20 protein-coding genes are annotated in these 24,283 nt (G+C 69.7%); 7 read left to right on the forward strand and 13 right to left on the reverse strand.

Annotated elements, in window-relative coordinates; genetic code table 11:
• Together ACWEOI_RS00005 and ACWEOI_RS00010 are read right to left on the reverse strand one after the other, a co-directional pair.
• Positions 1–398 (reverse strand): biotin carboxylase N-terminal domain-containing protein (locus tag ACWEOI_RS00005; protein ID WP_452358522.1); only part of this gene is annotated, 398 nt, incomplete at its 3' end.
• Between the two features lie 196 nt (positions 399–594).
• The gene (locus ACWEOI_RS00010) at positions 595–1,494 is read right to left on the reverse strand and encodes a rhodanese-like domain-containing protein (protein WP_433673243.1); all 900 of its coding nucleotides are present in this window, start codon (positions 1,492–1,494) and stop codon (positions 595–597) included.
• Between the two features lie 274 nt (positions 1,495–1,768).
• Between ACWEOI_RS00010 and ACWEOI_RS00015 the strand changes: the two genes are divergently transcribed.
• Positions 1,769–2,476, forward strand: a complete 708-nt coding sequence (locus tag ACWEOI_RS00015) for a helix-turn-helix transcriptional regulator (RefSeq protein WP_379277569.1) — start codon at positions 1,769–1,771, stop codon at positions 2,474–2,476.
• On the opposite strand, the gene ACWEOI_RS00020 is transcribed toward ACWEOI_RS00015, so the two are convergent.
• From ACWEOI_RS00020 to ACWEOI_RS00045, 6 genes are all read right to left on the reverse strand, one after another.
• Positions 2,402–3,043 (reverse strand): Maf family protein, encoded by a 642-nt coding sequence (locus ACWEOI_RS00020; protein ID WP_357098483.1) that lies wholly within the window; start codon positions 3,041–3,043, stop codon positions 2,402–2,404. The two genes, ACWEOI_RS00015 and ACWEOI_RS00020, sit on opposite strands and share 75 nt — an antisense overlap.
• A gap of 6 nt (positions 3,044–3,049) precedes the next feature.
• Positions 3,050–3,361: an acyl-CoA carboxylase subunit epsilon gene (locus tag ACWEOI_RS00025; protein ID WP_357098496.1), complete on the reverse strand. Its 312-nt coding sequence runs from the start codon at positions 3,359–3,361 to the stop codon at positions 3,050–3,052.
• Between the two features lie 146 nt (positions 3,362–3,507).
• The gene (locus ACWEOI_RS00030; protein WP_357098480.1) at positions 3,508–5,145 is read right to left on the reverse strand and encodes an acyl-CoA carboxylase subunit beta; all 1,638 of its coding nucleotides are present in this window, start codon (positions 5,143–5,145) and stop codon (positions 3,508–3,510) included.
• Between the two features lie 230 nt (positions 5,146–5,375).
• Positions 5,376–6,566, reverse strand: a complete 1,191-nt coding sequence (locus tag ACWEOI_RS00035; protein WP_452358523.1) for a YVTN family beta-propeller repeat protein — start codon at positions 6,564–6,566, stop codon at positions 5,376–5,378.
• A 173-nt stretch (positions 6,567–6,739) separates the two neighbouring features.
• Positions 6,740–8,080: an L-lysine 6-transaminase gene (gene lat / locus ACWEOI_RS00040; protein WP_452358524.1), complete on the reverse strand. Its 1,341-nt coding sequence runs from the start codon at positions 8,078–8,080 to the stop codon at positions 6,740–6,742.
• A gap of 100 nt (positions 8,081–8,180) precedes the next feature.
• Positions 8,181–8,633 carry an Lrp/AsnC family transcriptional regulator gene (locus tag ACWEOI_RS00045; RefSeq protein ID WP_040855781.1) on the reverse strand — a complete coding sequence of 151 codons (453 nt, stop codon included), beginning with the start codon at positions 8,631–8,633 and terminating at the stop codon, positions 8,181–8,183.
• Positions 8,634–8,692: 59 nt separating this feature from the next.
• Between ACWEOI_RS00045 and amaB the strand changes: the two genes are divergently transcribed.
• Positions 8,693–10,222, forward strand: coding sequence for an L-piperidine-6-carboxylate dehydrogenase (amaB, locus tag ACWEOI_RS00050; protein ID WP_452358525.1), 1,530 nt, complete (start codon positions 8,693–8,695; stop codon positions 10,220–10,222).
• Here amaB and ACWEOI_RS00055 read toward each other — a convergent pair whose 3' ends face one another.
• Positions 10,223–11,068 (reverse strand): SDR family oxidoreductase, encoded by an 846-nt coding sequence (locus ACWEOI_RS00055; protein WP_433670962.1) that lies wholly within the window; start codon positions 11,066–11,068, stop codon positions 10,223–10,225.
• The gene (locus ACWEOI_RS00060; protein ID WP_452358526.1) at positions 11,065–12,024 is read right to left on the reverse strand and encodes a patatin-like phospholipase family protein; all 960 of its coding nucleotides are present in this window, start codon (positions 12,022–12,024) and stop codon (positions 11,065–11,067) included. Before ACWEOI_RS00060 ends, ACWEOI_RS00055 begins: the two co-directional genes overlap by 4 nt.
• Positions 12,025–12,093: 69 nt before the next feature.
• Here ACWEOI_RS00060 and ACWEOI_RS00065 point away from each other — a divergent pair, with 69 nt between their 5' ends.
• Complete coding sequence (locus ACWEOI_RS00065) at positions 12,094–12,729, forward strand: TetR/AcrR family transcriptional regulator (RefSeq protein WP_452358527.1); 636 nt, start codon at positions 12,094–12,096, stop codon at positions 12,727–12,729.
• Here ACWEOI_RS00065 and ACWEOI_RS00070 read toward each other — a convergent pair.
• Positions 12,677–13,219: a histidine phosphatase family protein gene (locus tag ACWEOI_RS00070; protein WP_452358528.1), complete on the reverse strand. Its 543-nt coding sequence runs from the start codon at positions 13,217–13,219 to the stop codon at positions 12,677–12,679. The two genes, ACWEOI_RS00065 and ACWEOI_RS00070, sit on opposite strands and share 53 nt — an antisense overlap.
• A gap of 132 nt (positions 13,220–13,351) precedes the next feature.
• Here ACWEOI_RS00070 and ACWEOI_RS00075 point away from each other — a divergent pair, with 132 nt between their 5' ends.
• The 3 genes from ACWEOI_RS00075 (at position 13,352) to ACWEOI_RS00085 (ending at position 19,728) form a co-directional block, all read left to right on the forward strand.
• Positions 13,352–18,151, forward strand: coding sequence for an ATP-dependent helicase (locus ACWEOI_RS00075; RefSeq protein ID WP_452358529.1), 4,800 nt, complete (start codon positions 13,352–13,354; stop codon positions 18,149–18,151).
• A gap of 63 nt (positions 18,152–18,214) precedes the next feature.
• A complete protein-coding gene (locus ACWEOI_RS00080; RefSeq protein ID WP_452358530.1) occupies positions 18,215–18,985 on the forward strand; it encodes a DNA-formamidopyrimidine glycosylase family protein in 771 nt (256 codons plus the stop codon).
• 104 nt (positions 18,986–19,089) lie between these two features.
• Positions 19,090–19,728: an NAD(P)-binding domain-containing protein gene (locus ACWEOI_RS00085; protein WP_433670954.1), complete on the forward strand. Its 639-nt coding sequence runs from the start codon at positions 19,090–19,092 to the stop codon at positions 19,726–19,728.
• Between the two features lie 50 nt (positions 19,729–19,778).
• On the opposite strand, the gene glpD is transcribed toward ACWEOI_RS00085, so the two are convergent.
• Positions 19,779–21,527: a glycerol-3-phosphate dehydrogenase gene (gene glpD / locus ACWEOI_RS00090; RefSeq protein ID WP_433670952.1), complete on the reverse strand. Its 1,749-nt coding sequence runs from the start codon at positions 21,525–21,527 to the stop codon at positions 19,779–19,781.
• Positions 21,528–21,620: 93 nt separating this feature from the next.
• On the opposite strand from glpD, the gene glpK reads away from it, so the two are divergent.
• The gene (glpK, locus tag ACWEOI_RS00095; RefSeq protein WP_433670950.1) at positions 21,621–23,117 is read left to right on the forward strand and encodes a glycerol kinase GlpK; all 1,497 of its coding nucleotides are present in this window, start codon (positions 21,621–21,623) and stop codon (positions 23,115–23,117) included.
• Here glpK and ACWEOI_RS00100 read toward each other — a convergent pair.
• The gene (locus ACWEOI_RS00100; RefSeq protein ID WP_452358531.1) at positions 23,102–24,283 is read right to left on the reverse strand and encodes an aminotransferase-like domain-containing protein; all 1,182 of its coding nucleotides are present in this window, start codon (positions 24,281–24,283) and stop codon (positions 23,102–23,104) included. The two genes, glpK and ACWEOI_RS00100, sit on opposite strands and share 16 nt — an antisense overlap.

Genomic DNA, 24,283 nt, shown 5'->3' on the forward strand with positions numbered 1-24,283 from the left:
GCGCGCTCGGCGATATGACGCGCGGTGACCTTGTCACCCAGATCCCGAATCGACTGCGGCGACGGACCGATCCAGATCAGACCCGCGTCGATCACAGCCTGCGCGAAATCGGCGTTCTCCGACAGGAAGCCGTAACCCGGGTGGATCGCGTCCGCGCCGGCCTTCGAAGCGGCGTCGAGGATCTTGTCGAACACCAGGTACGACTCGGCCGAGGTCTGACCACCGAGCGCGAACGCCTCATCGGCGAGCTTCACGAACGGCGCGTCGGCGTCCGGTTCGGCGTACACGGCCACACTGGCGATACCGGCGTCCTTGGCGGCCCGGATCACGCGCACGGCGATCTCGCCTCGGTTGGCTACGAGGACCTTTGTGATCTGCGCGTTGGCATGGTTGGGCACTGAGCCTCCTGTGCTCTGGATACTTTCGTCTGTCGGCAGTGTAGGCATCGTGCCAACAATGACCGAACCCGGCTAGGGCTACCAATGAGTAGGCCCAGAGAGTGGGCATGCGACTCTCGAGGCCTAATTTTTAGAACCTGTTCTACCAGACTCCGCTGAAGCCTCCACCGGTAATCCCCCGAAGGGGGTTCGGGCGTTACGAGCTTGCCACGACCGAGGGCGTCACGCCGGGTTCTTCACCGATCACGATGGGCGCCCCCACGGCATTGGCCCACTCGGTCCAGGAGCCGTCGTAATTGCGCACCCCGTCCACGCCCAGCAGGTAGGTCAGGACGTACCAGGTCAGCGCCGACCGCTCCCCCACCCGCGAGTAGACCAGCGGCGCGACACCCTCGATCACCCCGCCGTAGATGACGTCCAGCTCGACCCGGGGCCGGAAACGGGCGTCCGCGCCCACCGACGAGGTCCAGGGGATGTTGACCGCGGTCGGAATGTGACCCGCCCGCAGCGCCTGCTCCTCGGGACGGTCCAGCACCACCAGATCGCCGGTGTACTCCTCGAACGCGCGCGAGTCGATGAGCGGCCCGCCCAGATGCGCCACCACGTCCTGCCGGAAGGCGCGCGCGGACTTGTCGTCGCGATCGGCCACCGGGTACTCGCCCAGTCCGGCCGCGGGCACCTCGAAGGTGGTGTCGCGGGCCTCGGAGATCCAGGCGTCGCGGCCACCGTCCAGCAGGCGCACGTCCTCGTGTCCGAAGAGGGAGAACACCCACAGGGTGGCGGCCGCGGTGCCATTGGATTTATCGCCGTAGATGACCACGGTGTCGCCGCGTTCGATGCCCTTGGCCCGCATAAGGTTGGCGAAGGTCGCGCCGTCGACGACATCGCGGGTACGCGGATCGATCAGCTCGGTCCGCCAGTCGATCTTGATGGCACCCGGGACATGGCCGATGTCGTATAGCAATATGTCTTCGTTGGACTCGATGATCTTGAGTCCCGGCGTGCCGATGTTTGCCGACAGCCACTCTGTGGTTACTAGTCGGTGAGGATGTGCGTAGGAGCCGAATGAGTGATGCGGATCCGGAGCGACAGGCACGTTGTGGTCCTTCACGCGTGGTGGGTTAGGTATTGGCTGTTCGATTCTCTGCACCGATCGTAGGCATGTGGCGGTTACGAAACTCGTTTCAGATCACGAATCGGATGATTGGGCGAATTAAGCGCAGCTTCATCCGATAAAGTCTCTCGGAGAGGAGGGGTGAGCTATGTCCGATTCTTGGCCGCGACGGCGACTGCTTGCGATCCTACGTGGCGCCAGCGAGCCTCTCGATGCCCAGGAACTCGCGCGCGTCACCGGACAGCATGTGACAACGGTGCGTTTCCATTTGGATGTGCTGACCCGGGAATCGCTGGTCCGCCAATTCCAGCAGCCGCCGCGCGGCCGCGGCCGCCCGCGCATCGGCTATACCGCTGTACAGCGATCGGTGGGTTATCAGGAATTGGCGCAAGTGCTGGCCGATCAGCTCGGCAGCGACCCGCGCCGCCGCTCGGAAGCCGCGATCAGCGCCGGCCGGGCGTGGGGCTCGAAACTCGAAGCCGCCGACCAGCCCATCGAAACGCTCGAGGACGCCAAGGACCTCACCGTGACCCTGATGTCGGAACTCGGCTTCGCGCCCGAACGCGACCAGGCCGGCGAGACCGAAGAATCCGCCATGATCCGCATGACGGCGTGCCCGCTGCGCGAACTCGCCCGCACCCACTCCGAGGTGGTGTGCGGTGTACACCTGGGCCTGATGCGTGAAGCCCTGGACCGCAACGGCGGCCGGGAGAACGTGAACGTGCGCCTGCACCCGTTCGTGGAGCCCGAATTGTGCGTGGCGCGACTGGAATTGCTCCAGGGCCGCCCCGGCGAGGACGCGCGCGAGGGTCAGGCCGAGACCGGCGAGCCCGGATCAGCCACCGGCGAGCCCAGATTGGCGCCCTCGGCCGGGCGGATCGCGCCGCAACTACGCGCGGCCACCGATCCACAGCCGCGCAATGCCGACACCCACCTCGGCAAGCAGTCGACGAACCAGTGGTAGTCCGATACCGATGACGCTCGACGGGTCGCCGTCGATCTTGTCCACGAACCAGCCGCCCATGCCGTCCAGCGTGAAGGATCCGGCCACCTGCAGCGGCTCCCCCGTCGCGATGTACGCGTCGAGTTCCTCCGGCTCGGGTTTGGCGAAATGCACCGTGGTGGAACTGCAGTCGGCGGCCTCGCCGACGATCTCTCCGGCATTTAGCCGCAGCACACAGTGACCGGTCAGCAGATCAGCGCTGCGTCCGGCCATCTCGGCCCAGCGCGCGCGGGCGACCTCGGGAGTCAGGGGCTTGCCCTGCAGAACGCCGTCGACGAGCAGCATCGAATCGCAGCCCACGACAACGGAATCGGTGAAGGCGGGATCACCCGCCAGTTGCCCGGCCACCTCCAGCGCCTTGGCGCGGGCCAGCTCGATCACCACTCGATCGGGCGGGGTGTCCGGGGGAAGAGCCTCGGCCACGGCGTCCTCGTCCACGTGGGACACCCGGACGACCGGCTCGACGCCCGCGTTGCGCAGGACGCCGAGCCGCGCCGGAGATTGTGACGCCAGTACGAAGACGGTCACAAGCCGTCAGTCGCGCAGGTGCGAGAGGGCCGGAAAGGCGTAGGGGGAGAACGGCGAACTGCCGCGGTGCAGCAGGGTCGGGCGACCCCACATGTCCGCCGGGCCGCGGTCGGCCGGGGCGGCGGCGGTCGCCGACGCGGCGGCGAACACGCTCACCAGGGCGGCGAGCTCGAGGTCGGTCGGGTTGCCCTTCAGGACCTGGATGACCGGACCGGTGCTCGCCGGTTCGATCTCCGCGACGGCGGTGTCGATGGCGTCCGCCAGATCCTCGACAGCCAGATCCAGTTCGGCGGCGCGCAATACCTCTTCATCGGCCATGGTCGTCACAGCGCCAGTCCTCCTGTCCTTCGCCGCGGGGGTGGTGCGGCGTTCCTTCATCTTTGCCCGGATGAGGCGATCGTGCGCGGTACGAGTCCCACTGTCCTATTCGACAGTGTGCGCCTCACACCGCGCATATCGCATTTTCAGAGCGGAATGTTGCCGTGCTTCTTCGGCGGCAGCGACACCATCTTGCGTTCCAGCAGACGCAGCGCCGACACGATCTGGCCGCGGGTGTGCGACGGCGGGATGACCGCGTCGACGTAGCCGCGCTCGGCCGCCACGTACGGGTTCACGAGGGTGTCCTCGTACTCGTTCTGCAGCTCGAGGCGCAGAGCGTCGACGTCGTTGCCCTCGGCGGCCGCGGTCTGCAGCTGCTTGCGGTACACGAAACCGACCGCTCCGGACGCACCCATGACCGCGATCTGAGCGGTCGGCCACGCCAGGTTCACATCGGCGCCCATGTGCTTGGAACCCATGACGTCGTAGGCGCCGCCGTAGGCCTTGCGGGTGATGATTGTGATCTTGCCCACAGTGGCCTCACCGTAGGCGTAGAGCAGCTTGGCGCCGCGGCGGATGATGCCGTTGTACTCCTGGCCGGTGCCCGGCAGGAAGCCCGGCACGTCGACCAGGGTGATGATCGGAATGTTGAAGGCGTCGCAGGTGCGCACGAAGCGCGCGGCCTTCTCCGAGGCGTCGATGTCCAGGCAGCCCGCGAACTGCGAGGGCTGGTTGGCCACGAAGCCGACGCTGCGGCCGTCGATGCGGGCGAAGCCGACGATGACGTTCATCGCGCGCTCGGCCTGGACCTCGAGGAACTCCTCGTCGTCCACCAGGCGCTTGATGACCTCGTGCATGTCGTACGGCTGGTTCGGGGAGTCCGGGACGATGGTGTCCAGCTCGAGGTCGGCCTCGGTGAGGTTCTCCTCGATGGCGCCCGCGTTGGCGGTGGCCGGGAAGCGGGGGGCCTCGGCGCGGTTGTTGCTGGGCAGGTAGCCGAGCAGGTCGCGCACGTAGTCCAGGGCGTCCTGCTCGCCGGAGGCGACGTAGTGCGCGACACCGGACTTGACCATGTGGGTGTGGGCGCCGCCCAGCTCCTCCATGGTGACTTCCTCGCCGGTGACGGTCTTGATCACGTCGGGGCCGGTGACGAACATCTGCGAGGTCTGGTCAACCATGACGACGAAGTCGGTCAGGGCGGGCGAGTAGACGTGGCCACCCGCGGCCGGGCCCATGATCAGCGAGATCTGCGGGATGACACCCGAGGCCTGGATGTTGCGGTGGAAGATCTCACCGTAGAGGCCCAGGGAGACGACGCCCTCCTGGATGCGCGCGCCGGCGCCCTCGTTGATGCCGACGAGCGGACGACCGGTCCGCAGGGCCAGGTCCATCACCTTGACGATCTTCTCGCCGTAGACCTCGCCGAGGGAGCCACCGAAGACGGTGACGTCCTGGGAGAAGATGCAGACGTCGCGGCCGTCGATGGTGCCGTAGCCGGTCACCACGCCGTCGCCCAGCGGACGCTGGTTCTCCAGGCCGAAGTTCACGCTGCGGTGCCGGGCCAGCGCGTCGAGTTCGACGAAGGAGCCCTCGTCGAGCAGGGCGAGGATGCGCTCACGCGCGGTCATCTTGCCCTTGGCGTGGACCTTGTCGACCGCCGCCTCACCCATGGGGTGCTTGGCCTCTTCCAGCCGATTGCGCAGGTCAGCCAGCTTGCCGGCGGTGGTGTGGATATCGGGGGCACCCGCCGAACCCGGCGAAGGCTGATGCTGGACACTCGTCATGCCCCGGAGTGTAACCAGTACCAGACCCGCTTCGTAATCCAGTCGGGGCTACTCGCGAGTACGGTTATTGACTACCCGCCAGTTAAAACCCGCAGGTAGAGCACGATATCCGGCTCCTCCACCGGGCAAACTCGAACAATGTTCAATAGTGGATCTCGCCAGTCATCCCGGCAAGCTTTTGGCGGGGTCCACACTTCGGTTCACCGCGCGTCGCCGGAACCGGCGACGGCTCAACGCATTACGCCCGTGTGGCCCGTCGAGTACCGGCCCGGCTGCGGCCAGATGGTGAGCCCGTGCGCTCCTCGGCCGACCGGAATCCGGGCCAGCAGCTTCCAGTCGACGATGTCGATGGCGTACACCTCGCCGTGGTTGCGACCCGAGACCCAGAACACCCGCCCGTCCGCGGACAGGTTGCCCATATCGGGGCTGCCGCCGCCGGGGATGCGCCAGGTGTCGGCCAGCCGTCCGGTGGCGAAGTCCCAGACCGAGATGCTGCCCTCGCCGCGGTTGGTGATGAGCATCCGCTTCGAGTCGCGGGTGATATAGAGACCGTGGGTGCCGCGGCCGGTCTCGACGAAACCGGTGTTGTCGAAGGTCTGGGCGTCGAAGACATAGATGCCGCCCGCCATCATGTCGGCCACGAAGAAGGTGCGGCCGTCGGGCGAGAGCTTGACGTCCTGCGGCATGCCGGACGACCCGCCGGGCAGGTCGATCATGCGCAGCAGGCTCAGGCCCGCGATGTCGACCACGGCCATGCGCCCACCGAATTCGCAGCTGACCAGGGCGGTACGGCCGTCGGCGGTGAAGTCCATGTGATTGACGCCCTGGCATTCGGGCACCGCGATGTCGTGGAGTTTCTGCCAGCTGTGCGGGTCGTAGAAGTCCAGGGAGCGGTCGGCTTCGGCGACGACCAGGGCGTATTTGCCGTCCGGGGTGAAGTACATGTTGTACGGGTCGCGGACCGGGATGGGGTCGCCGGGCTTGCCGGTGCGCGGGTCGATGGGCAGCAGGCTGCCGCCGCCGATCGGCAGGTCGTTGTTGGCGTAGAGCGTCTGCAGGTCATAGGAGGGCACGACGTGCTGGGGTTCGCTGCCGCCGGAGGGGTAGCTGTCGATGACCTCGAAGGTGGCGGGGTCGATGACGGTGATGGTGTGCGACTCGCTGTTGGGGACGTAGACCCGCGTGGGCTGTCCGGCGACGGCGGGGCTCAGTTCCCGGGTGGCGGCGTAGACGTCGGTGGGTGAGAGCGGCGGCGGCATGCCGGGCAGTAATCGCGGGGCTTCCGCGGCGACGGGGACCGCGCCCGGCGGGGTGGACGACGGTGCGGCGGTGGGCGATGCGGGCCCGGGGTCACCATTCGAGCAACCGGCCAGCATCGCCACCGCGAGAATCAGACCCAGACGTGCACGGCGCGCGATCACAGGCCGCACCGTGCCATACGCGCATTGCGGTGAGCTGACATGTCGTCGAATAGTAGGCGGCGACACGGACGTTCGCGGCGAGATACCGGAGTGTCGTGTCACGCCACGCGGTTCCGGCAAAAGCGATCATCGAGCAAATGGAGGCAAGCCGGACCGCGCGTCCGGCTTGCGGCTCAACCCAATACGCGACCGAGGGCGGCTACCGCCTCGTCGAGTTCCGCCTCGGTTACCGTCAGCGGCGGGCGGAAACGAATGCCGCGTTCCCCGGTGCCGAGGATCAGCACGTGCTCTTCCTCCCGCAGCCGGTTCACCACGTCGTTGCGCCGCTGCGCGGATTCCAGGGTGATGGCGCACATCAGGCCGCGGCCGCGCGGATCGGTGACTTCCGCATGAACGGTGGACAATTCGGTGAGCCGGGCCAGCAGCCGGGGGCCGAGTTCCCGAGCGCGGTCGACCAGGCTCTCGTGCTCGATCACCTCGAGGATCCGCCGGGCCCGGACCATGTCGGCCAGATTGCCGCCCCAGGTGGAGTTGAGGCGCGAGCTGACCCGGAAGACGTTGTCGGGCACCTCGTCCACGCGGCCGCCCGCCATGATGCCGCAGACCTGGGTCTTCTTACCGAAGGCCACCACGTCGGGTTCCAATCCGAACTGTTGGTAGGCCCAGGTGGTGCCGGTCATGCCGACGCCGGTCTGCACCTCGTCGAGGATGAACAGGGCGTCGTGTTCGCGGCACAGCGCCTGGACCGCGCGCAGGAACTCCGGCCGCAGGTGCCGGTCGCCGCCCTCACCCTGGATCGGCTCGGCGATGAAACACGCTATGTCGTGCGGGTTTTCGCCGAAGGCGCGGCGGGCCTGGTCGAGGGCGTGCCGTTCGGCGGCCTCGATGTCGGGATGGTCGGGGCCCACGTACGGGGTGTCGACGCGCGGCCAGTCGAACTTCGGGAAGCGCGCGGTCTTCACCGGATCGGTGTTGGTGAGTGAGAGCGTGTAGCCGCTGCGCCCGTGGAAGGCCCCGGTCAGGTGCAGCACCCGGGTGCCGAGTTCGGCTGGGCGGCCGTGGCTTTCGTTGTGCCGGGACTTCCAGTCGAAGGCGGCCTTGAGGGCGTTCTCGACGGCGAGCGCGCCGCCGTCGATGAAGAACAGGTGCGGCAGTCGCGGATCGCCGAGCACGCGCACGAAAGTGTCTACGAAGCGCGCCATTTCGACGGTGTAGATGTCGGAGTTGCTCGGCTTGTTGAGCGCGGCGGTGGTGAGGCCGGCCAGGAAGGGTTTGTCGCCGAGCAGGGCCGGATGGTTCATGCCCAGCGTGTTGGACGCGAAGAAGCCGAACATGTCCAGGTAGGAGGTGCCGTCGCGGGCGTCGACCAGTCGGAGTCCACGGGACTTGCGGAGGTCCAGTACGAGGTCGAAGCCGTCGGCGAGAATGCTCGCCGACAGGATCTCATGCACCCGGGCGGGGGTGACAAGGGTGGTTTCGGCGGCCGCCCCGAGCCGATCGAGTCCGAGGGTCACGCCCTCAGCGTAAATGAATATTTACGGCAATGCCCGTAAGTTCCGGAACAATTACGTCCGTAACCGTGTCGTCATCCGAATGTCTTCGGCCTGACCGGGGCTACTTGTCATAGAATGTTTGCAGAATGATGGTGCTTCGCGTCCTGACATTGGCCGTAGCGCGGATCTCCTGCAGCAGCTGCTCCAGGTGTCTGGGCGAGGCCACCCGCACCATGAGCATGTAGCTCTCGTCTCCGGCCACCGAATGACACGCCTCGATGCCCGGAATGTGCTGCAGCAGTGCGGGAGCGTCATCGGGTTGCGACGGGTCGAGAGGAGTGATCGCGACGAAAGCCGACAGCATCTGGCCCAGCGCCTCGGGATCGACGTTCGCCGTGTAGCCGCGAATCACGCCCCGCGCCTCGAGCCGCCGCACCCGCGACTGCACCGCGGACACCGAAAGGTTGGCCTTCTCCGCCAGATTGGACAGGGTGGCGCGACCATCGGCAATCAGCTCACGGATCAGCAGTCGATCGATGTCGTCGAGTACAAGTTTCGCCGGTGTATCCGCCATCAGCGAAGGCTAACGCAGCGAAACGAACTCGGTTGCCGGAACCCAACCTGGAGCATGTAATGACTCACGCACTGACCGAGACCGCGACCCGTGAGCTCCGCGAGCGGACGGAGACGCTGCTGCGGCGACTGGGCGTCGACACGCCCGCGCCGGGCGAACTCTCGGCCCGCACCCCGATCACCGGCGGTGAGCTGATCACCCTGCGCGCGAGCGACTCCGCCGCCGTGGACGCCGCCATCGGCCGGGCGCACGCGGCCTTCCGGGACTGGCGGACGGTCCCGGCGCCGCAGCGCGCGGCGGTGGTGCGGCGGCTGGCGGCGCTGCTCACCGACCACCGGGACGACCTGGGCGAACTGGTCACCCTGGAGGCGGGCAAGATCGGCGCGGAGGCCCGCGGCGAGGTCCAGGAGATGATCGATGTCTGCGAGTTCGCCATCGGGCTGTCGCGGCAGCTGTACGGGCGGACCATGCCCTCGGAGCGGCCGGGCCACCGGCTGATGGAGACCTGGCATCCGCTCGGGGTGGTCGGGGTGATCTCGGCGTTCAACTTCCCGGTCGCGGTGTGGGCGTGGAACACCGCCATCGCGCTCGTGTGCGGGGACACGGTGGTGTGGAAGCCGTCGGAGACGACGCCGCTGACCGCGCTGGCCTGTCACGCGCTGCTGCGCCGGGCGGCGGTCGACGTGGGCGCGGATCCCGAAGTGCACCAGTTGATCCAGGGCCCGGCGGCGGTCGGCGAGCAGCTGGTGGACGATCCGCGGGTGGCGCTGGTGAGCGCGACCGGATCGGTGCGGATGGGGCGGCTGGTCGCGCCGCGGGTGGCGGCCCGGTTCGGGCGCTGCCTGCTGGAGCTGGGCGGCAACAATGCCGCCATCGTCGCGCCCTCGGCGGATCTGGAGCTGGCCACCCGGGGCATCGTGTTCGCGGCCGCGGGCACCGCCGGTCAGCGCTGCACCACCCTGCGCCGATTGATCGTGCACGCCGAAGTGGCCGAGCCGCTGCTGAATCGGATCTCGGCGGCGTATCGGCAACTGCGCGTGGGTAATCCGCTCGAGGAGGGCGTTCTCGTCGGGCCGCTCATCAACGAGCGGGCCTACGACGGCATGTGCGCGGCGGTGGCTCGGGCACTGGCCGACGGTGGCGAACTGCTGTGCGGTGGTGAGCGTTTCGAGGGGCCGGACGAGAACGCCTTCTATGTCCGCCCGGCCCTGGTGCGCATGCCCGCGCAGACCGCGGTGGTGCGAGAGGAGACCTTCGCGCCGATCCTCTACGCGATGACCTACCACGATCTGGACGCGGCCATCGAGCTGCACAACGCGGTGCCCCAGGGCCTCTCGTCGTCCATCTTCACCCGGGATCAGCGGGAGGCCGAGCGGTTCCTGGCCGCCGACGGGTCGGACTGCGGCATCGCCAATGTCAATATCGGCACCTCGGGGGCCGAGATCGGCGGCGCTTTCGGCGGCGAGAAGCAGACGGGCGGTGGCCGCGAGTCCGGGTCGGACTCGTGGAAGGCGTACATGCGCCGGGCCACCAACACCGTCAACTACTCCACCGAACTGCCGCTGGCGCAGGGCATCCGGTTCGAGTAGCTAGTCCTCGGAGCCGATCGCGCGCACCTGCTCCTCGTACCGCGCCCGCACCTGCTGGTCGGCGGGGTGCAGGGCGCGGTCGCCGTTGAACAGCCGGCGGACCAGCCGGACCGCGGGCTCGGGCGCGGCGGCCAGGGCGACGTCGATGGGGCCCAGGTAGTTCGGGACGGCGACCTCGGCGCGCCGGCTGCGCACGGTGCCGACGACCGCCGCGGCCACGTCCTCGGGATCCACGGTGGGCATGCCGCCGCCCAGGGCCAGGCCCGAGGACAGCCGGGTGCGCACCGCCGACGGCATGACGCAGCTGACGCTGACACCGTGCGGCGCGAACTCCAGCCGCGTCGCGGCGGACAGGCCGACGGCGGCGAACTTGCTGGCGTTGTAGACGGCCAGGCCCGCGATCGGGATCTTCCCGGCCAGCGAGGCCACGTTCACCACGTGCCCGTGGCCGCGCTCGATCATGCCGGGGACGACCGCGCGCATGCCGTGGATCAGTCCCCAGACATTGACGTCCATGGTGGTGTGACCCACCGTGTCCGATTCGTCGAGGAAGGCGCCCGCGGGCATGACGCCCGCATTGTTGACCAGGATGTCGACGCGGCCGAAGTCGGCGACGACCTTGTCCCACTGCGCCCGGTCCCGCACGTCCAGCTCGAACGCCCGCGCGTCGAGTGCGGCCGCGGCGGCCTGGGCGGCGGCGGTGTCCACGTCGGCGATGGCGACCTGCGCGCCCTTGCTCGCGAACAGTTCGGCCGTGCACTGGCCGATGCCGCGGCCCGCGCCGGTGATCAGGACGCGCGCACCGGCGAGATCGATGGCCGGGTAACCGTTTCCGAGGATGCTCACGCGAAAACTCCCTGTTCGACCCGGCCGCGGAGGCTGCCGAGACTGTGTTCGAAGGTGGGGAGACGGCGGCGGCCGTCCATGAAGTTCGGGCCCATGACCGCGAGGTCCTCGGCGGTGGCGTCGAGGCGCAGCACCTTGACCCCGCTCGCGCGCAGCAGGGCGATCTCGGCATCGAGCTTCTCGCTCATGCGGTTTCGCAGCTGCCGTTCGACGAAGTGGCCCGCGCTGGTGACGGGCAGACGGCCGGTGGAGGCCATGGGCGTGATCACCACGACCTCGTCGAGCCCGGCCGGGATGAGCAGGTCGGCCGAGGCGGTGGAGGCCGCGCCGCCGTCGATGAAGTGCCGGCCCGCGATCGGGACCGCCGGGAACCAGCCGGGCACCGCCCACGAAGCCCGCAGGGCCGCACCGAGATTCGCGTCCGGCGCGGACGGCGATCCGAACGCGACGCGTTCACCACTGGCATTGTCCATGGCCACCAGCCAGGTCGCCGGGTGCCGCACCCAGTCGCGGCCGGGGTTGAGGCGTTCGGCCAGGGACTGCAGCCAGGCCGGGTTGCCGCCCCCCAGCGGCAGCAACCCGCTGCCCGCGGTGAGCAGGGCGTGCCCGTTTCCGGGGCGGGCCAGCAGTTCTCGGACCGCGCGGCCGGGTGCGCCCAGGCGCGGGCGCGGCAGCGGCGGGAATCGTCCGGGCTCCGAACGCATGTGGGCGGTGAGGATCGGGTTGGTCGAGGTGCCGCGCTGCATGGCGACCAGCTCGTCGACGCCGATCCCGCTGCCCAGCATGGTGAGCGCTTCCGCGCCCGCGGAGGTGCCGATCATGACGTCGGCGGTGCGGGGATCCCAGTCCAGGACGTCCTGGACGGCGGCGAGCGCGGCGACGATCCAGGCCATCCCGACGGTGCCGCCGCAACCGATGGCCAGGCCACGTCGCTGTGACCCGTTCCTATTACTCATGGTTTCGCACACTAGCAGTTTTCGAATACCGTCGGTATCCCAAATCTGCGAGAACCTAGAATCTCAGCCATGGCACGACTGACCAGGACCGAGAGCCAGGCCCGCACCCGCGCGGACCTGCTCGCCACCGCGCGCGACATGTTCCTGACAGACGGCTACGCCAAGACCAGCCTGGAACGGGTGGCCGAGGAGGCCGGGTACTCCAAGGGCGCGGTCTACTCCAACTTCCGCACCAAGTCGGCGCTCTGCCTCGAGGTGCTGGCCCTCATTCACGAGACCAAGTTCTCCGAGGTCAGCGAACTGCTCGCGGGCGAGGAGGCGCTGGAGACCCGGCTCGACCGCTTCCAGGACTGGGCCGAACGCACCCTCGGCGACGTCGGCTGGACCATGCTGGAATTCGAGTTCGCCATCGTGGCCCGCGACGATCCGGCGCTGCAGGCCGCCCTGGTGTCGAATCTGAGCCTGGTGCGCGGCACGGTCGCGGCGCAATTGCAGGCGCTGGCCGACTCCACGGGCCTCGCGCTGCCGATGTCACCCGAGGACGCCGCCACCGCGGTGCTGAGTCTCGGTCTGGGACTGGGCATTCAGCGCGCCATCGATCCGAGCCTGCCCGCCCGGCTGATCACCGACGCGGTGCGGGCCATGGTGCTGGCTAACGGAAGTGCAGCGTCCATTCGCCGCGATAGTGCAGCCGGGTCACGCTGATCGGCGGAACGTCGATGCGCCAGAACGAATTCGCGGGCGCGTCCAGGGTGACCAGCAGCGCGGCGCGGATCACCGCGGGGTGCGTGATGGCGATGGTCGGCTCACCGTCGAGGGCGATATCGGCGAGCCACTCCCCCGTGCGCTCGATGACGTCCACGACCGCCTCGCCGCCGTGGCCGCGGAAGTTCGGATCGGTGAGCCAGAGGTAGAGGTCCTCCTTGGGGACGGACATGAGCTCACCTCCGCGCCACGCCCCCGCGTCGAGGTCGCGTAATCGATCGTCCTCGTCACCCATCAGGCCCATGAGGGTGGCGGTCTCGACGGTGCGGCGCTCGGGCGCGGTGATGACGCGCGAGGCGTGCAGCCGCCCGCACGAGGAGACCGCGCGGCGCCCGGCTTCGGTGAGGGGTTCGTCGACGGGGAATCGTGCCTTGCGCATGGCCTCGGTCATACCGTGACTGACCAGGTCCAGCCGGAGCACCTTCTGCACGGTCCGAAGCCTACGCGCGGGGCCGGGGGCCGCGGCGGGATTGCCTGCCCTTCGCTCCGCGCCCGCGCCCCGGGTCACGGGCTCGGCCGGTGGTTCGCGAGCTCTGTCGGTGGGCGGGTGCAGACTGGGACGATGGATCGGTTCTCGCCCGCGACTCGAGCGTGGTTCGACGGCGCCTTCCCCGCGCCGACCGCCGCTCAGCTGGGGGCCTGGGAATCCATCGCGGCGGGGCAGCACACGCTGGTGATCGCGCCCACCGGGTCGGGCAAGACGTTGTCGGCGTTCCTGTGGGCCATCGACCGGCTGGCCACCCGCGAACCCGAGCCGGGGCCGCGCAAGACCTCCGTCCTCTATATCTCGCCGCTGAAAGCGCTGGCGGTGGACGTGGAACGGAATCTGCGCGCCCCGCTGGTGGGGATCACGCAGACGGCGAAACGGCTGGGAGTGGCCGCGCCCGAGATCCGGGTGGGGGTGCGGTCGGGTGACACCAGCGCGGCGGATCGGCGGGGCATGCAGCGCACGCCGCCGGACATTCTGATCACCACGCCGGAATCGCTGTTCCTCATGCTCACCTCGGCGGCGCGGGAGACGCTGAGCGGGGTGCACACGGTCATCGTGGACGAGGTGCACGCCATCGCGGGCTCCAAACGCGGTGCCCACCTGGCGCTTTCACTCGCCCGGCTGGATCAGCTGCGCTCCGCCTCCCCGCGCTTCGAACAGCCGGCGCAACGCATCGGACTGTCGGCGACCGTGCGGCCGCCCGAGGAGGTGGGCCGGTTCCTGGTCGGGGGCGCGCCCATCACCATCGTCGCGCCGCCCGCGCCCAAGACCTTCGACCTGTCGGTGCGGGTGCCGGTGCCGGATATGACCGAACCCGATGCGGGAGCCGAGGATTCGGATCAGCCCGGCTCGATCTGGCCGCACGTGGACGAGGCCATCGTGGATCTGGTGCTCGAGCATCGGTCGTCGATCGTGTTCGCGAATTCGCGGCGGCTCTCCGAGCGGCTCACCGCGCGGTTGAACGAGGCGTACGCGGCGCGGATCGGGGAATCCGTGGACACCGAGCACGCGCCGCCCGCGCAGCTGGGGGCGTCCACCGAGGTGATCCACGGCGCCACAACGCTGCTCGCGCGCGCCCACCACGGGTCGGTGAGCAAGGAGCAGCGGGCGCTCATCGAGGACGACCTCAAGAGCGGGCGGCTGCGGTGCGTGGTCGCGACCAGCAGCCTCGAACTCGGCATCGACATGGGCGCGGTGGATCTGGTGGTGCAGGTCGAGGCGCCGCCCTCGGTGGCGTCCGGACTGCAGCGGGTCGGCCGGGCCGGGCACCAGGTGGGCGAGATCTCGCGGGGCGTCATCTTCCCCAAGCACCGCACCGACGTCATCCACTGCGCGGTGGCGTCACAGCGCATGGTGGCCGGGCAGATCGAGCAACTCCAGGTCCCGCTGCATCCTCTCGACATCCTGGCGCAGCAGACGGTCGCGGCCTGCGCGCTGGAACCCATCGACGCCGACACCTGGTTCGACACCGTCCGCGCCACCGGAAGCTATGCGGCGCTGCCCCGTTCGGCCTACGAATCGGTGCTGGATCTACTGGCGGGCCGCTACCCCTCCGACGAGTTCGCCGAACTGCGGCCCCGCATCGTGTGGGACCACGACGCCGGGACGCTCACCGGCCGTCCGGGCGCGCAGCGGCTGGCCGTCACCTCCGGCGGCGCGATTCCCGATCGCGGCCTGTTCCCGGTGTTCATGGTGGGCGAGAAGGCCTCCCGCGTGGGCGAACTCGACGAGGAGATGGTGTACGAGTCCCGGGTGGGCGATGTGTTCGCCCTGGGCGCGACCAGCTGGCGGATCGAGGAGATCACCTTCGACCGGGTGCTGGTGACGCCCGCGTTCGGGCTGCCCGGCCGATTGCCGTTCTGGCACGGCGATTCCCTGGGCCGCCCGGCCGAACTGGGCGCGGCGCTGGGCGAATTCGTGCGGCACGCCGGGCAGGAGGTCGAGAAGACCACGCGGGCCCGCAAGTCCGCGGCGGACTCCGAGGTCGAAACCGTCGCCCTGCAAGGCGGATTGGACGAGAACGCGACGGCCAACCTGGTCGCGCTGCTGGCCGAGCAGCGGGAGGCCACCGGGCAGCTGCCCACCGACAAGACACTGGTCGTGGAACGCTTCCGCGACGAACTCGGCGACTGGCGCGTTGTGCTGCACTCCCCGTACGGGCTGCCCGTGCACGCGCCGTGGGCGCTGGCGGTCGGGGCGCGGCTGCGGGAACGGTTCGGGGTCGACGCCGCGCCCACGCCCTCCGACGACGGGATCGTGGTCCGGCTCCCGGACACCACCGACGATCCGCCCGGCGCGGAACTGTTCGTCTTCGAGAACGACGAGATCGACGACCTGGTCACCGAACAGGTCGGCGGCTCCGCGCTTTTCGCGTCCCGCTTCCGGGAGTGCGCGGCCCGGGCGCTGCTGCTGCCGCGCCGCGACCCCGGCAAGCGCGCGCCGCTGTGGCAGCAGCGGCAGCGGGCCGCCCAGCTGCTGGACGTGGCACGGAAGTTCCCCGAGTTCCCGATCCTGCTGGAGACGGTCCGCGAATGCCTGCAGGACGTGTACGACCTGCCGTCGCTGCGGGATCTGCTGGGCCGGGTGGCACGACGGCAGATCCGGTTGGTGGAGGTTGAGACCGCCGCCCCGTCGCCGTTCGCGAACTCCCTGCTGTTCGATTACATCGGGCAGTTCATGTACGAGGGCGACAGCCCGCTCGCCGAACGACGCGCGGCCGCGCTGTCCCTGGACTCCAGTCTGCTCGCGGAGCTGCTCGGCCGGGTCGAGCTGCGCGAGCTGCTCGACGCCGCCGTCCTGGAACAGACCGAGCGGGAGTTGCAGCGGCTCACCCCCGAACGTCATGCCCGGGACCTGGAGGGACTCGCCGACCTGCTGCGGCTGCTCGGGCCGTTGACCGCCGCGGAGGCCACCGAGCGGTGCGTGGACGATCCCCGGGAGTGGTTCGCCGAACTCGTGAGATCGCGCCGGGCGCTGGAGGTTTCCTTCGCCGGATCGCAGTGGTGGGTGGCCATCGAGGACGCCTCCCGGCTGCGCGACGCCCTCGGCGTCCCGCTGCCCATCGGCGTCCCCGCGGCCTTCATCGAACCCGTCGCCGACCCGCTCGGCGACCTGATCGGCCGCTACGCCCGCACCCACGGCCCCTTCACGCTGACCCGGGCCGCCCACCGTTTCGGCCTCGGCTCGGCCGTGGCGGCGACCGCCCTGCACCGGCTCGCCCTCGAAAAGCGAGTGGTGGAAGGCGAATTCACACCCGGTGCCGCGGGCACCGAATGGTGTGACAGCGAAGTCCTGCGCCGCCTCCGCCGCCGGTCCCTCGCCGCCGCCCGCAAGGAGGTGGAGCCGGTCGCCACCGCCGCCCTCGGCCGCTTCCTCCCGTCCTGGCAGCACGTCGGCACCGGCGAACTCCGGGGCGTCGACGGCGTGGCCGCGGTGGTGGAACAGCTGGCGGGCGTTCCGATTCCCGCCTCGGCGTGGGAGTCGCTGATCCTCCCGCTCCGGGTCCGCGACTACTCCCCCGCCATGCTCGACGAACTCATGGCCACGGGCGAGGTGATCTGGTCCGGCCACGGCTCCATCACCGCCAAGGACGGCTGGATCGCCCTGCACCCCGCAGAGCAGGCGGGTCTCACCCTGCCTCCGCCCGACGACATCGACCTGTCCGAACGGCACATCAGCATGCTGACGGCCTTGGGCGCCACCGTGATCGGCGGCACCCTGCCCCCGACCGGTGGTTCACCCGGGCGGACCGATGCGGTGAGCCCGGATGACGCCGATGGCCGCAGCGACAGCGCTGGTTCGGGCCGCGAGAGCGCCGAGCCCGTCGGCGTCTCGCTGCCGAAAGGTGAGTACCAGGTCGTCCCGGGCAGCACCGGAGGCGCGTACTTCTTCCGGCAATTGCTCGACAGCGTCCGCGGCCCGCTCCCTTCCGGCCACGCCGCCGGTTCCGGCGGTGGCTCCGATCCGGCGGGCGGCGCCGAGGAGGCCGCGGTGACGGCGGCGCTGTGGGATCTCGTGTGGGCCGGTCACATCGGCGGCGATACCTTCGCCCCCGTGCGCGCGCTGCTGGTGGGGACCGCGCGCACCACCACCGCGCATCGGACGCCCCGGCGCGCGCCCCGCGGCAGGATGTATCTGCCGCGTAGCGGGATGCCCGCGCGCACGTCCTCCCCCCAGGTGGCCGGGCGCTGGTCGCTGCTGCCGGAGCGGGTGGCCGACACCACGGTTCGCGCGCATGCCACCGCGGATGTGCTGCTGGAGCGGTACGGCGTGCTGACCCGGGGTTCGGTGCAGAGCGAAGGGGTGCCGGGCGGGTTCGCGCTCATGTACCGGGTGCTGACCGAGTTCGAGGACCGGGGGCGCTGCCGTCGCGGCTACTTCGTGGATTCGCTGGGCGGCGCGCAGTTCTCGACCACCGATGTGGTGGATCGGCTGCGTTCGTTCGACACCGATCGGAGTCGCTCGGCGGGCGACGGCTTCTCGCACGAGCCGGTGGGTAAGGCCGTGGTTCTGGCCTCCTGCGATCCGGCCAATCCGTATGGCGCGGCGCTGCCCTGGCCCAAGGCCGCGGCCGAGGGCGCGGGACATCGGCCGGGCCGGAAGGCGGGCGCACTGGTGGTGCTGGTGGAGGGCGGGCTGGCGCTGTATCTGGAACGCGGCGGCAAGACATTGCTGACCTTCACCGAGGACCCGGCCGTGCGGACCGCCGCGGCCACCGCCCTGGCCGGACTGGTCCACGACCGCCGCGTCGATTCCCTGGTGATCGACCGGGTGAACGGGGAATCCGTGCACGGCAACACCTTCGCGGGATTCCTCACCGAGGCCGGGTTCGCCGCCACGCCGAAGGGCTTCCGCCTGCGGAGCCGTCCGTGAGGCGCACGACGCGCCCGGCGGCACGACGCCCGGCGTCCTCGGCGGCAGCCACGGGTGGCGGCCGTGCCTGAAGGCGATGCGGTCTTCCACACCGCGCAGCGGCTCCGCAAGGCGCTCGACGGCAAGGTGCTGACGCGCAGCGACTTCCGGGTGCCCCGGTACGCGACGCTGGATCTGCGCGGGCAGCGGGTCGAGAGTGTCGGCACCTACGGCAAGCATTTGTTCGTGCGGACGCCCGAGCTGAGCATTCACACGCATCTGAAGATGGAGGGTGAGTGGCGGGTGTTCGCGCCCGGGCAACGGTGGAATCGGCCGGGGTTCACGGCGCGGCTGGTGCTGGGCACGGAGGACGCGGAGGCGGTCGGGTTCTCGCTGGGGCTGGTGGAGGTGCTGCGGCGGGGCGAGGAGCACACCGTCACCGATCATCTCGGGCCGGATCTGCTCGGGCCGGAGTGGGATGCCGCCGAGGCGGTGCGCCGATTGCTGCGGGAGCCCGCGACGCCGATCGGGCTGGCGTTGCTGGATCAGACCAATCTGGCCGGGATCGGCAATATCTATCGGAGCGAGATCTGCTTTCTGCGGCGCGTGCACCCGGTGACGCCGGTGGGTGAGGTCGACGATCTGCCGGGTCTGGTGGACGAGGCGCATCGGGTGTTGATGAAGGCGGCGCACGAACCGCCCTGGCGGGCACTGGCTTACGGTCGTCAGCGGCGACCGTGCCGGCGCTGCGGCGCCAACCTGGTCGTGCATCTGCTCGGGGACGACGCGCGCGCCGATCGGGCCGAACGAGGCGTCTATTTCTGTCCCCGCTGCCAGCTCCCACCGGACAGCTGACCAGCTCGTACCGGGCGGGCGGGCCGGCGCGCACGGTGACGAGCGGGTTTCAATGGGCTCGAAAGGTGTTCCCGGGCTGGGTTTCCGGGCCTAGGGTGGGCGGCATGAAAATCGGAATCCTGGGCACCGGGGCGGTCGGGCGCACCCTGTCGGCGCGGTTGGCAGAGCTGGGACACGATGTGGTGATCGGCACCCGCGATGTGGCGGCCACCGAGGCGCGGTCGGAGGATCCCTTCCCGGCCCCGCTGGCCAGCGCGGCGGAGGCGGCCGCCGGCGCGGAGTTGATCATCAACGCGACCGCCGGGCAGGCGAGCGTGGTCGCGCTGGACGGCGCGGGGGCCTCGAATCTGGCGGGCAAGGTGGTGATCGACGTGTCGAACCCCCTGGACTTCTCGCAAGGGTTCCCGCCGTTCCTCGCGGTCTGCAATACCGATTCGGTCGGCGAGCGGGTGCAGCGGGCGTTCCCCGAGGCACGGGTGGTGAAGACGCTCAACACGGTGACCGCCGAGGTGATGGTGCATCCGGAGCGGGTGGCGGGTGGCGACCACACCATCTTCGTGTCCGGCGACGACGGCGCCGCCAAGGCCGTGGTCACCGATCTGCTGCGCGAGTTCGGCTGGGACGACATCGTCGATCTGGGTGACATCACCACCGCCCGCGGCACCGAGATGATGCTGCCGCTGTGGGTGCGGCTCATGGGTGCGCTGGGCACCACGGAGTTCAACTACAAACTGGTGCGCTGAACAGCGAACCGGCGCCGCGGAATCCGTGGCGCCGGTTCACCGGACAGGTCTCAGACCGACTCGGGCTGGTTGATCGGCACCGGGTCGAGCACTTCGCGCCGCGCCTCGGGCGCCTCCGAGCGCAGCGCGTCGGCGGAGGCGTCGTCGGGCTGGGTCTGGGATTCGACCTCGGCCCGCACCCGGGCCTGGTACACGCTCACCTCGCGTTCGATATCGGCCTCGGACCAGCCGAGCACCGGGGCCACCAGCCGCGCCACCTCGTCGGCGGAATCCACGCCGCGGTGGGCGTATTCGATGCTGATGCGAGTGCGCCGGGCCAGGATGTCGTCCAGGTGCAGGGCGGCTTCGGCGGCGGCCGCGTAGACGGCCTCGACCCGCAGGTAGCCGGGTGACTCGGTGATCGGTTGCAGCAGATCGGGTTTCCCGGCGGCCAGCCCGAGCACCTCGTCGATGAGGGAGCCGTACCGGTTGAGCAGGTGCTGGATCCGGTACGGGTGGACGCCGTACTTCTCGGCCAGGTGCGGGGTCTGGTTCATCAGCGCGTGGTAGCCGTCGGCGCCGAGCAACGGCACCTTCTCGGTGATGGTGGGCGGCACCCGGCGCGGAATGTCCTGTGCCGCTTCGTCGACGGCGTCGTAGGCCATATTGCGGTAGGTGGTGTACTTGCCGCCCGCGATGGCGACCAGGCCGGGCGCGATGCGGGCGACGGCGTGCTCGCGGGAGAGTTTGGAGGTCTGGTCGCTCTCCCCGGCCAGCAGCGGCCGCAGGCCCGCGTACACGCCGGTGATGTCGGCCTGGGTGAGCGGCGTGACCAGCACCTTGTTGATGCGGGTGAGCAGGTAGTCGATATCGGATTTGGTGGCGGCGGGGTGCGCGAGGTCGAGGTTCCAGTCGGTGTCGGTGGTGCCGATGATCCAGTGGTCGGTGCTCCAGGCGATGACGAAGAGCACGGACTTCTCGGTGCGCAGGATGATGGAGGTGTCGCTGGCGATGCGGTCGCGCGGCACCACGATGTGCACACCCTTGGACGCTCGCACATGGAATCGCCCGCGTTGCTTCGCGAGCGCCTGGAGCTCGTCGGTCCAGACGCCGGTGGCATTGATGACGACGCTGCCGTGCACCTCTGCGGTGCGCCCGTCCTCGCTGTCGCGGACCTTGACGCCGACGACCCGGTCGGCCTCCTTGAGGAATCCGACCACCTGGGTGGAGGTGCGGATGACCGCGCCGTAGTGGGCGGCGGTGCGGGCCACGGTCATGGTGTGGCGGGCGTCGTCGACGACGGTGTCGTAGTAGTTGACGCCGCCGGTGAGGGTGTCCCGCTTCAGGCCGGGGGCCTGGCGCAGGGCGGCGGACCGGGTCAGATGATGCTGTCCGGGAACCGATTTCGCGCCGCCCATGGTGTCGTAGAGAACGAGACCGGCGGTGACGTAGGGGCGTTCCCAGCCGAGGTGGGTGAGCGGGTAGAGGAATTTGAGCGGCTTGACCAGATGCGGCGCGAGGGTCGACAGCGCCAGTTCCCGCTCCTTCAGCGCCTCGCGGACCAGCCCGAACTCCATCATCTCCAGGTAGCGCAGGCCACCGTGGAACATCTTCGAGGACCGGCTGGAGGTGCCCGACGCCAGGTCGCGGGCCTCGACCAGGGCGACTTCGAGCCCCCGGGTGGCCGCGTCCAGGGCGATGCCCGCGCCGACCACGCCGCCGCCGATCACGATGACGTCGAAGGCGTCCTTGCCGAGCTGTCCCCACGCAGCTTCGCGCTGCTCGGGGCCGAGGAACTGCGATCGCGGTTGATTCGTCATACGGAGACTCCTCCGGGCTAATTTTCGGCTACCCAGCGCTACCGTAGCCCACACTAGCCCGGCAGCCGGGCTGTCGTCGGATAGCCTCGATCAATGCGTCGCTATGTGGCCGCCATCGATCAAGGCACGACGTCCAGTCGTTGCATCGTCTTCGATCAGCAGGGCCGAATCACCGGAGTCGCCCAGCGGGAACACGAGCAGATCTTCCCGAAACCCGGATGGGTCGAGCACGATGCCGAATCCATCTGGCGCAATACCGAATCCGTGATCGCCGAGGCCCTCCAGACCTGCGGAATCGGGGCCGTGGACGTGGCGGCCGCCGGGGTCACCAACCAGCGCGAGACCACCGTGGTGTGGGAACGCGCCACCGGCAAGCCGATCCACCACGCCATCGTCTGGCAGGACACCCGCACCGCCGACCTGACCGCCCTGCTGGCCGGCGACCAGGGCCCGAACCGGTACGCCGGCCGCACCGGACTGCCGCTGTCCACCTACTTCTCCGGACCGAAGCTGCGCTGGATCCTGGACACCGTGCCGGGCGCCCGGCTGCGCGCCGAGTCCGGGGAACTGTGCTTCGGCACCATGGACAGCTGGATCCTGTGGAATTTGACCGGCGAGCACATCACCGACGTCACCAATGCCTCGCGCACCATGCTGATGGATCTGCGCACGCTGAACTGGGACCCGCGGATCTGCGCCGAGTTCGACATCCCGATGGCCATGCTGCCCGAGATCCGCAGCAGCTCCGAGGTTTACGCGCCCATCACCTCCGGCGCGCTGGCCGGGGTCCCGGTGGCGGGCATTCTCGGCGACCAGCAGGCCGCCACCTTCGGCCAGGCCTGCCTGTCCCCCGGCGACACCAAGAACACCTACGGCACCGGCAATTTCATGCTCATGAACACCGGCACCACCCCGGTCTTCAGTGAGCACGGCCTGCTCACCACGGTCTGCTATCAGCTGGGCGACCAGCCCGCCGTGTACGCGCTGGAGGGCTCCATCGCCGTCACCGGTTCGCTGGTGCAGTGGCTGCGCGACAATCTCGGCATCATCTCCTCGGCCGAGGAGATCGAACCGCTGGCCCGCACCGTCGCCGACAATGGCGGCGCGTACGTGGTGCCCGCCTTCTCCGGCCTGTTCGCCCCGCGCTGGCGGCCGGACGCGCGCGGCGTGGTGGCGGGCCTGACCCGCTTCGTGAACAAGGGCCATCTGGCGCGAGCGGTGCTGGAGGCCACGGCTTTCCAGACCCGCGAGGTCATCGACGCCATGCGCGCCGACGCCGACGCGCAGCGCCTGGACGTCGAGAAGGTGACCCTCAAGGTGGACGGCGGCATGGTCGGCAACGAACTGCTCATGCAGTTCCAGTCCGACATCCTGGACGCCACGGTGGTGCGCCCGGTGGTCACCGAGACCACGGCGCTGGGCGCGGCCTACGCGGCGGGCCTGGCCGTCGGCTACTGGTCCTCCACCGACGACATCCGGGCCAACTGGGCCGAGGACAAGCGCTGGACCCCGAACATGTCCGCCGCCGACCGCGACCACCTGCTGCGGGAGTGGAACAAGGCGGTGGAGCGCACCTACGACTGGGCGTGAGCCGCCGCCAGCCGATCGACCGCCTGCTCGAGCGTGGCTTCCCCGGAGGTGGTGAAGCACAGGCGCATCGAGCGGGTGTAGTCGGTGGAGACGGCGAAGGCATTGCCGGGCACGTAGGCGACGCCCGCGTCCAGGGCGCGCGGCAGCAGGGCGGTGGTGTCGGTCCCGTCGGCGAAGTCGACCCACACGAACATGCCGCCGGAGGCGTCGGTGCTGACCACGCGGTCCCCGAAGCGGGACCGCACCGCGCCGACCAGCGCCTTGGCCCGGGCGCCGTACACCTGACGCACCGAATCCACGTGGGCGGCAAGCCAATCGGTGTCGGCGAGCAGGTCGGCGGCGATCTGCTGGGTGAGGGCCGAACCGCACAGGTCCGCGCCCTGCTTGAGCAGTTCCACCGCGCGGCAGACCTGGGTGGGCGCGATCATCCAGCCCGCGCGCAGCGTGGGGGCCAGGATCTTGGACGCACTGGACAGGCGAATCACCTGGGGCGAGTGGGTCGCGACCGGCGCGGGTGAGGGCCGGTCGAACCAGAGTTCGCCGTACGGGTCGTCCTCGATGATCCAGAAGCCGTACCGCTCGGCCAGCTCCGCCAGTTCGCGGCGGCGTTCCGGGACCAGGGTGACCCCGCCGGGATTGTGGAAGTTGCTGACCGTGTGGACGACTGCGGGCCGCTCACCGGCGTCCAGTAGTTCACGCAGCGCGTCGATGCGCATACCTTCGGAATCCAGGGGAACGGCCTCGATCCGCGCCCCGGCGGCCCGGAAGACCTGCAGCGCACCGACATACGCGGGATCCTCGACCACGACGAGTGCGCCCGGATCCAGCAGCACCTCCGACAGCAGCGACAGCGCCTGCTGCGAGCCGTGGGTCACGAAGATCTCCTCGACCGGCACCGGGCGGCCCAGCCGGGCGGACTCGCGGACGGCCAGCACCTCGCGCAGCGGACCCCAGCCGGGCGACTCGGTGTACTGCAGCCGGGCGCGGTCGGACAGGGCGGCGTCGGCGGCCGCGGCGATACGGTCGCGGGGCATGAGTTCGGCGTCGGGCAAACCTCCGGCCAAGCTGATGATGTCCGCGCGCGAGGTGAGTTTGAGCAGGTCACGGATCGCCGAGCTCTGCAGGCCGTCGAGCCGCCGCGCGAGGGGCGGGAAGGTCGCGGACAT

The sequence above is a fragment of the Nocardia sp. NPDC004340 genome, assembly GCF_053602575.1.

Bases quoted from the DNA above. Each gene is read 5' to 3' on its own strand.
- ACWEOI_RS00025 (WP_357098496.1), bottom strand. From the start codon at position 3,361: ATGGCCGATGAAGAGGTATTGCGCGCCGCCGAACTGGATCTGGCTGTC.
- ACWEOI_RS00030 (WP_357098480.1), bottom strand. From the start codon at position 5,145: ATGACGAGTGTCCAGCATCAGCCTTCGCCGGGTTCGGCGGGTGCCCCC.
- ACWEOI_RS00045 (WP_040855781.1), bottom strand. From the start codon at position 8,633: ATGGCGGATACACCGGCGAAACTTGTACTCGACGACATCGATCGACTG.
- amaB (WP_452358525.1), top strand. From the start codon at position 8,693: ATGACTCACGCACTGACCGAGACCGCGACCCGTGAGCTCCGCGAGCGG.
- ACWEOI_RS00060 (WP_452358526.1), bottom strand. From the start codon at position 12,024: ATGAGTAATAGGAACGGGTCACAGCGACGTGGCCTGGCCATCGGTTGC.
- ACWEOI_RS00065 (WP_452358527.1), top strand. From the start codon at position 12,094: ATGGCACGACTGACCAGGACCGAGAGCCAGGCCCGCACCCGCGCGGAC.
- ACWEOI_RS00075 (WP_452358529.1), top strand. From the start codon at position 13,352: ATGGATCGGTTCTCGCCCGCGACTCGAGCGTGGTTCGACGGCGCCTTC.
- ACWEOI_RS00085 (WP_433670954.1), top strand. From the start codon at position 19,090: ATGAAAATCGGAATCCTGGGCACCGGGGCGGTCGGGCGCACCCTGTCG.
- glpD (WP_433670952.1), bottom strand. From the start codon at position 21,527: ATGACGAATCAACCGCGATCGCAGTTCCTCGGCCCCGAGCAGCGCGAA.
- glpK (WP_433670950.1), top strand. From the start codon at position 21,621: ATGCGTCGCTATGTGGCCGCCATCGATCAAGGCACGACGTCCAGTCGT.
- ACWEOI_RS00100 (WP_452358531.1), bottom strand. From the start codon at position 24,283: ATGTCCGCGACCTTCCCGCCCCTCGCGCGGCGGCTCGACGGCCTGCAG.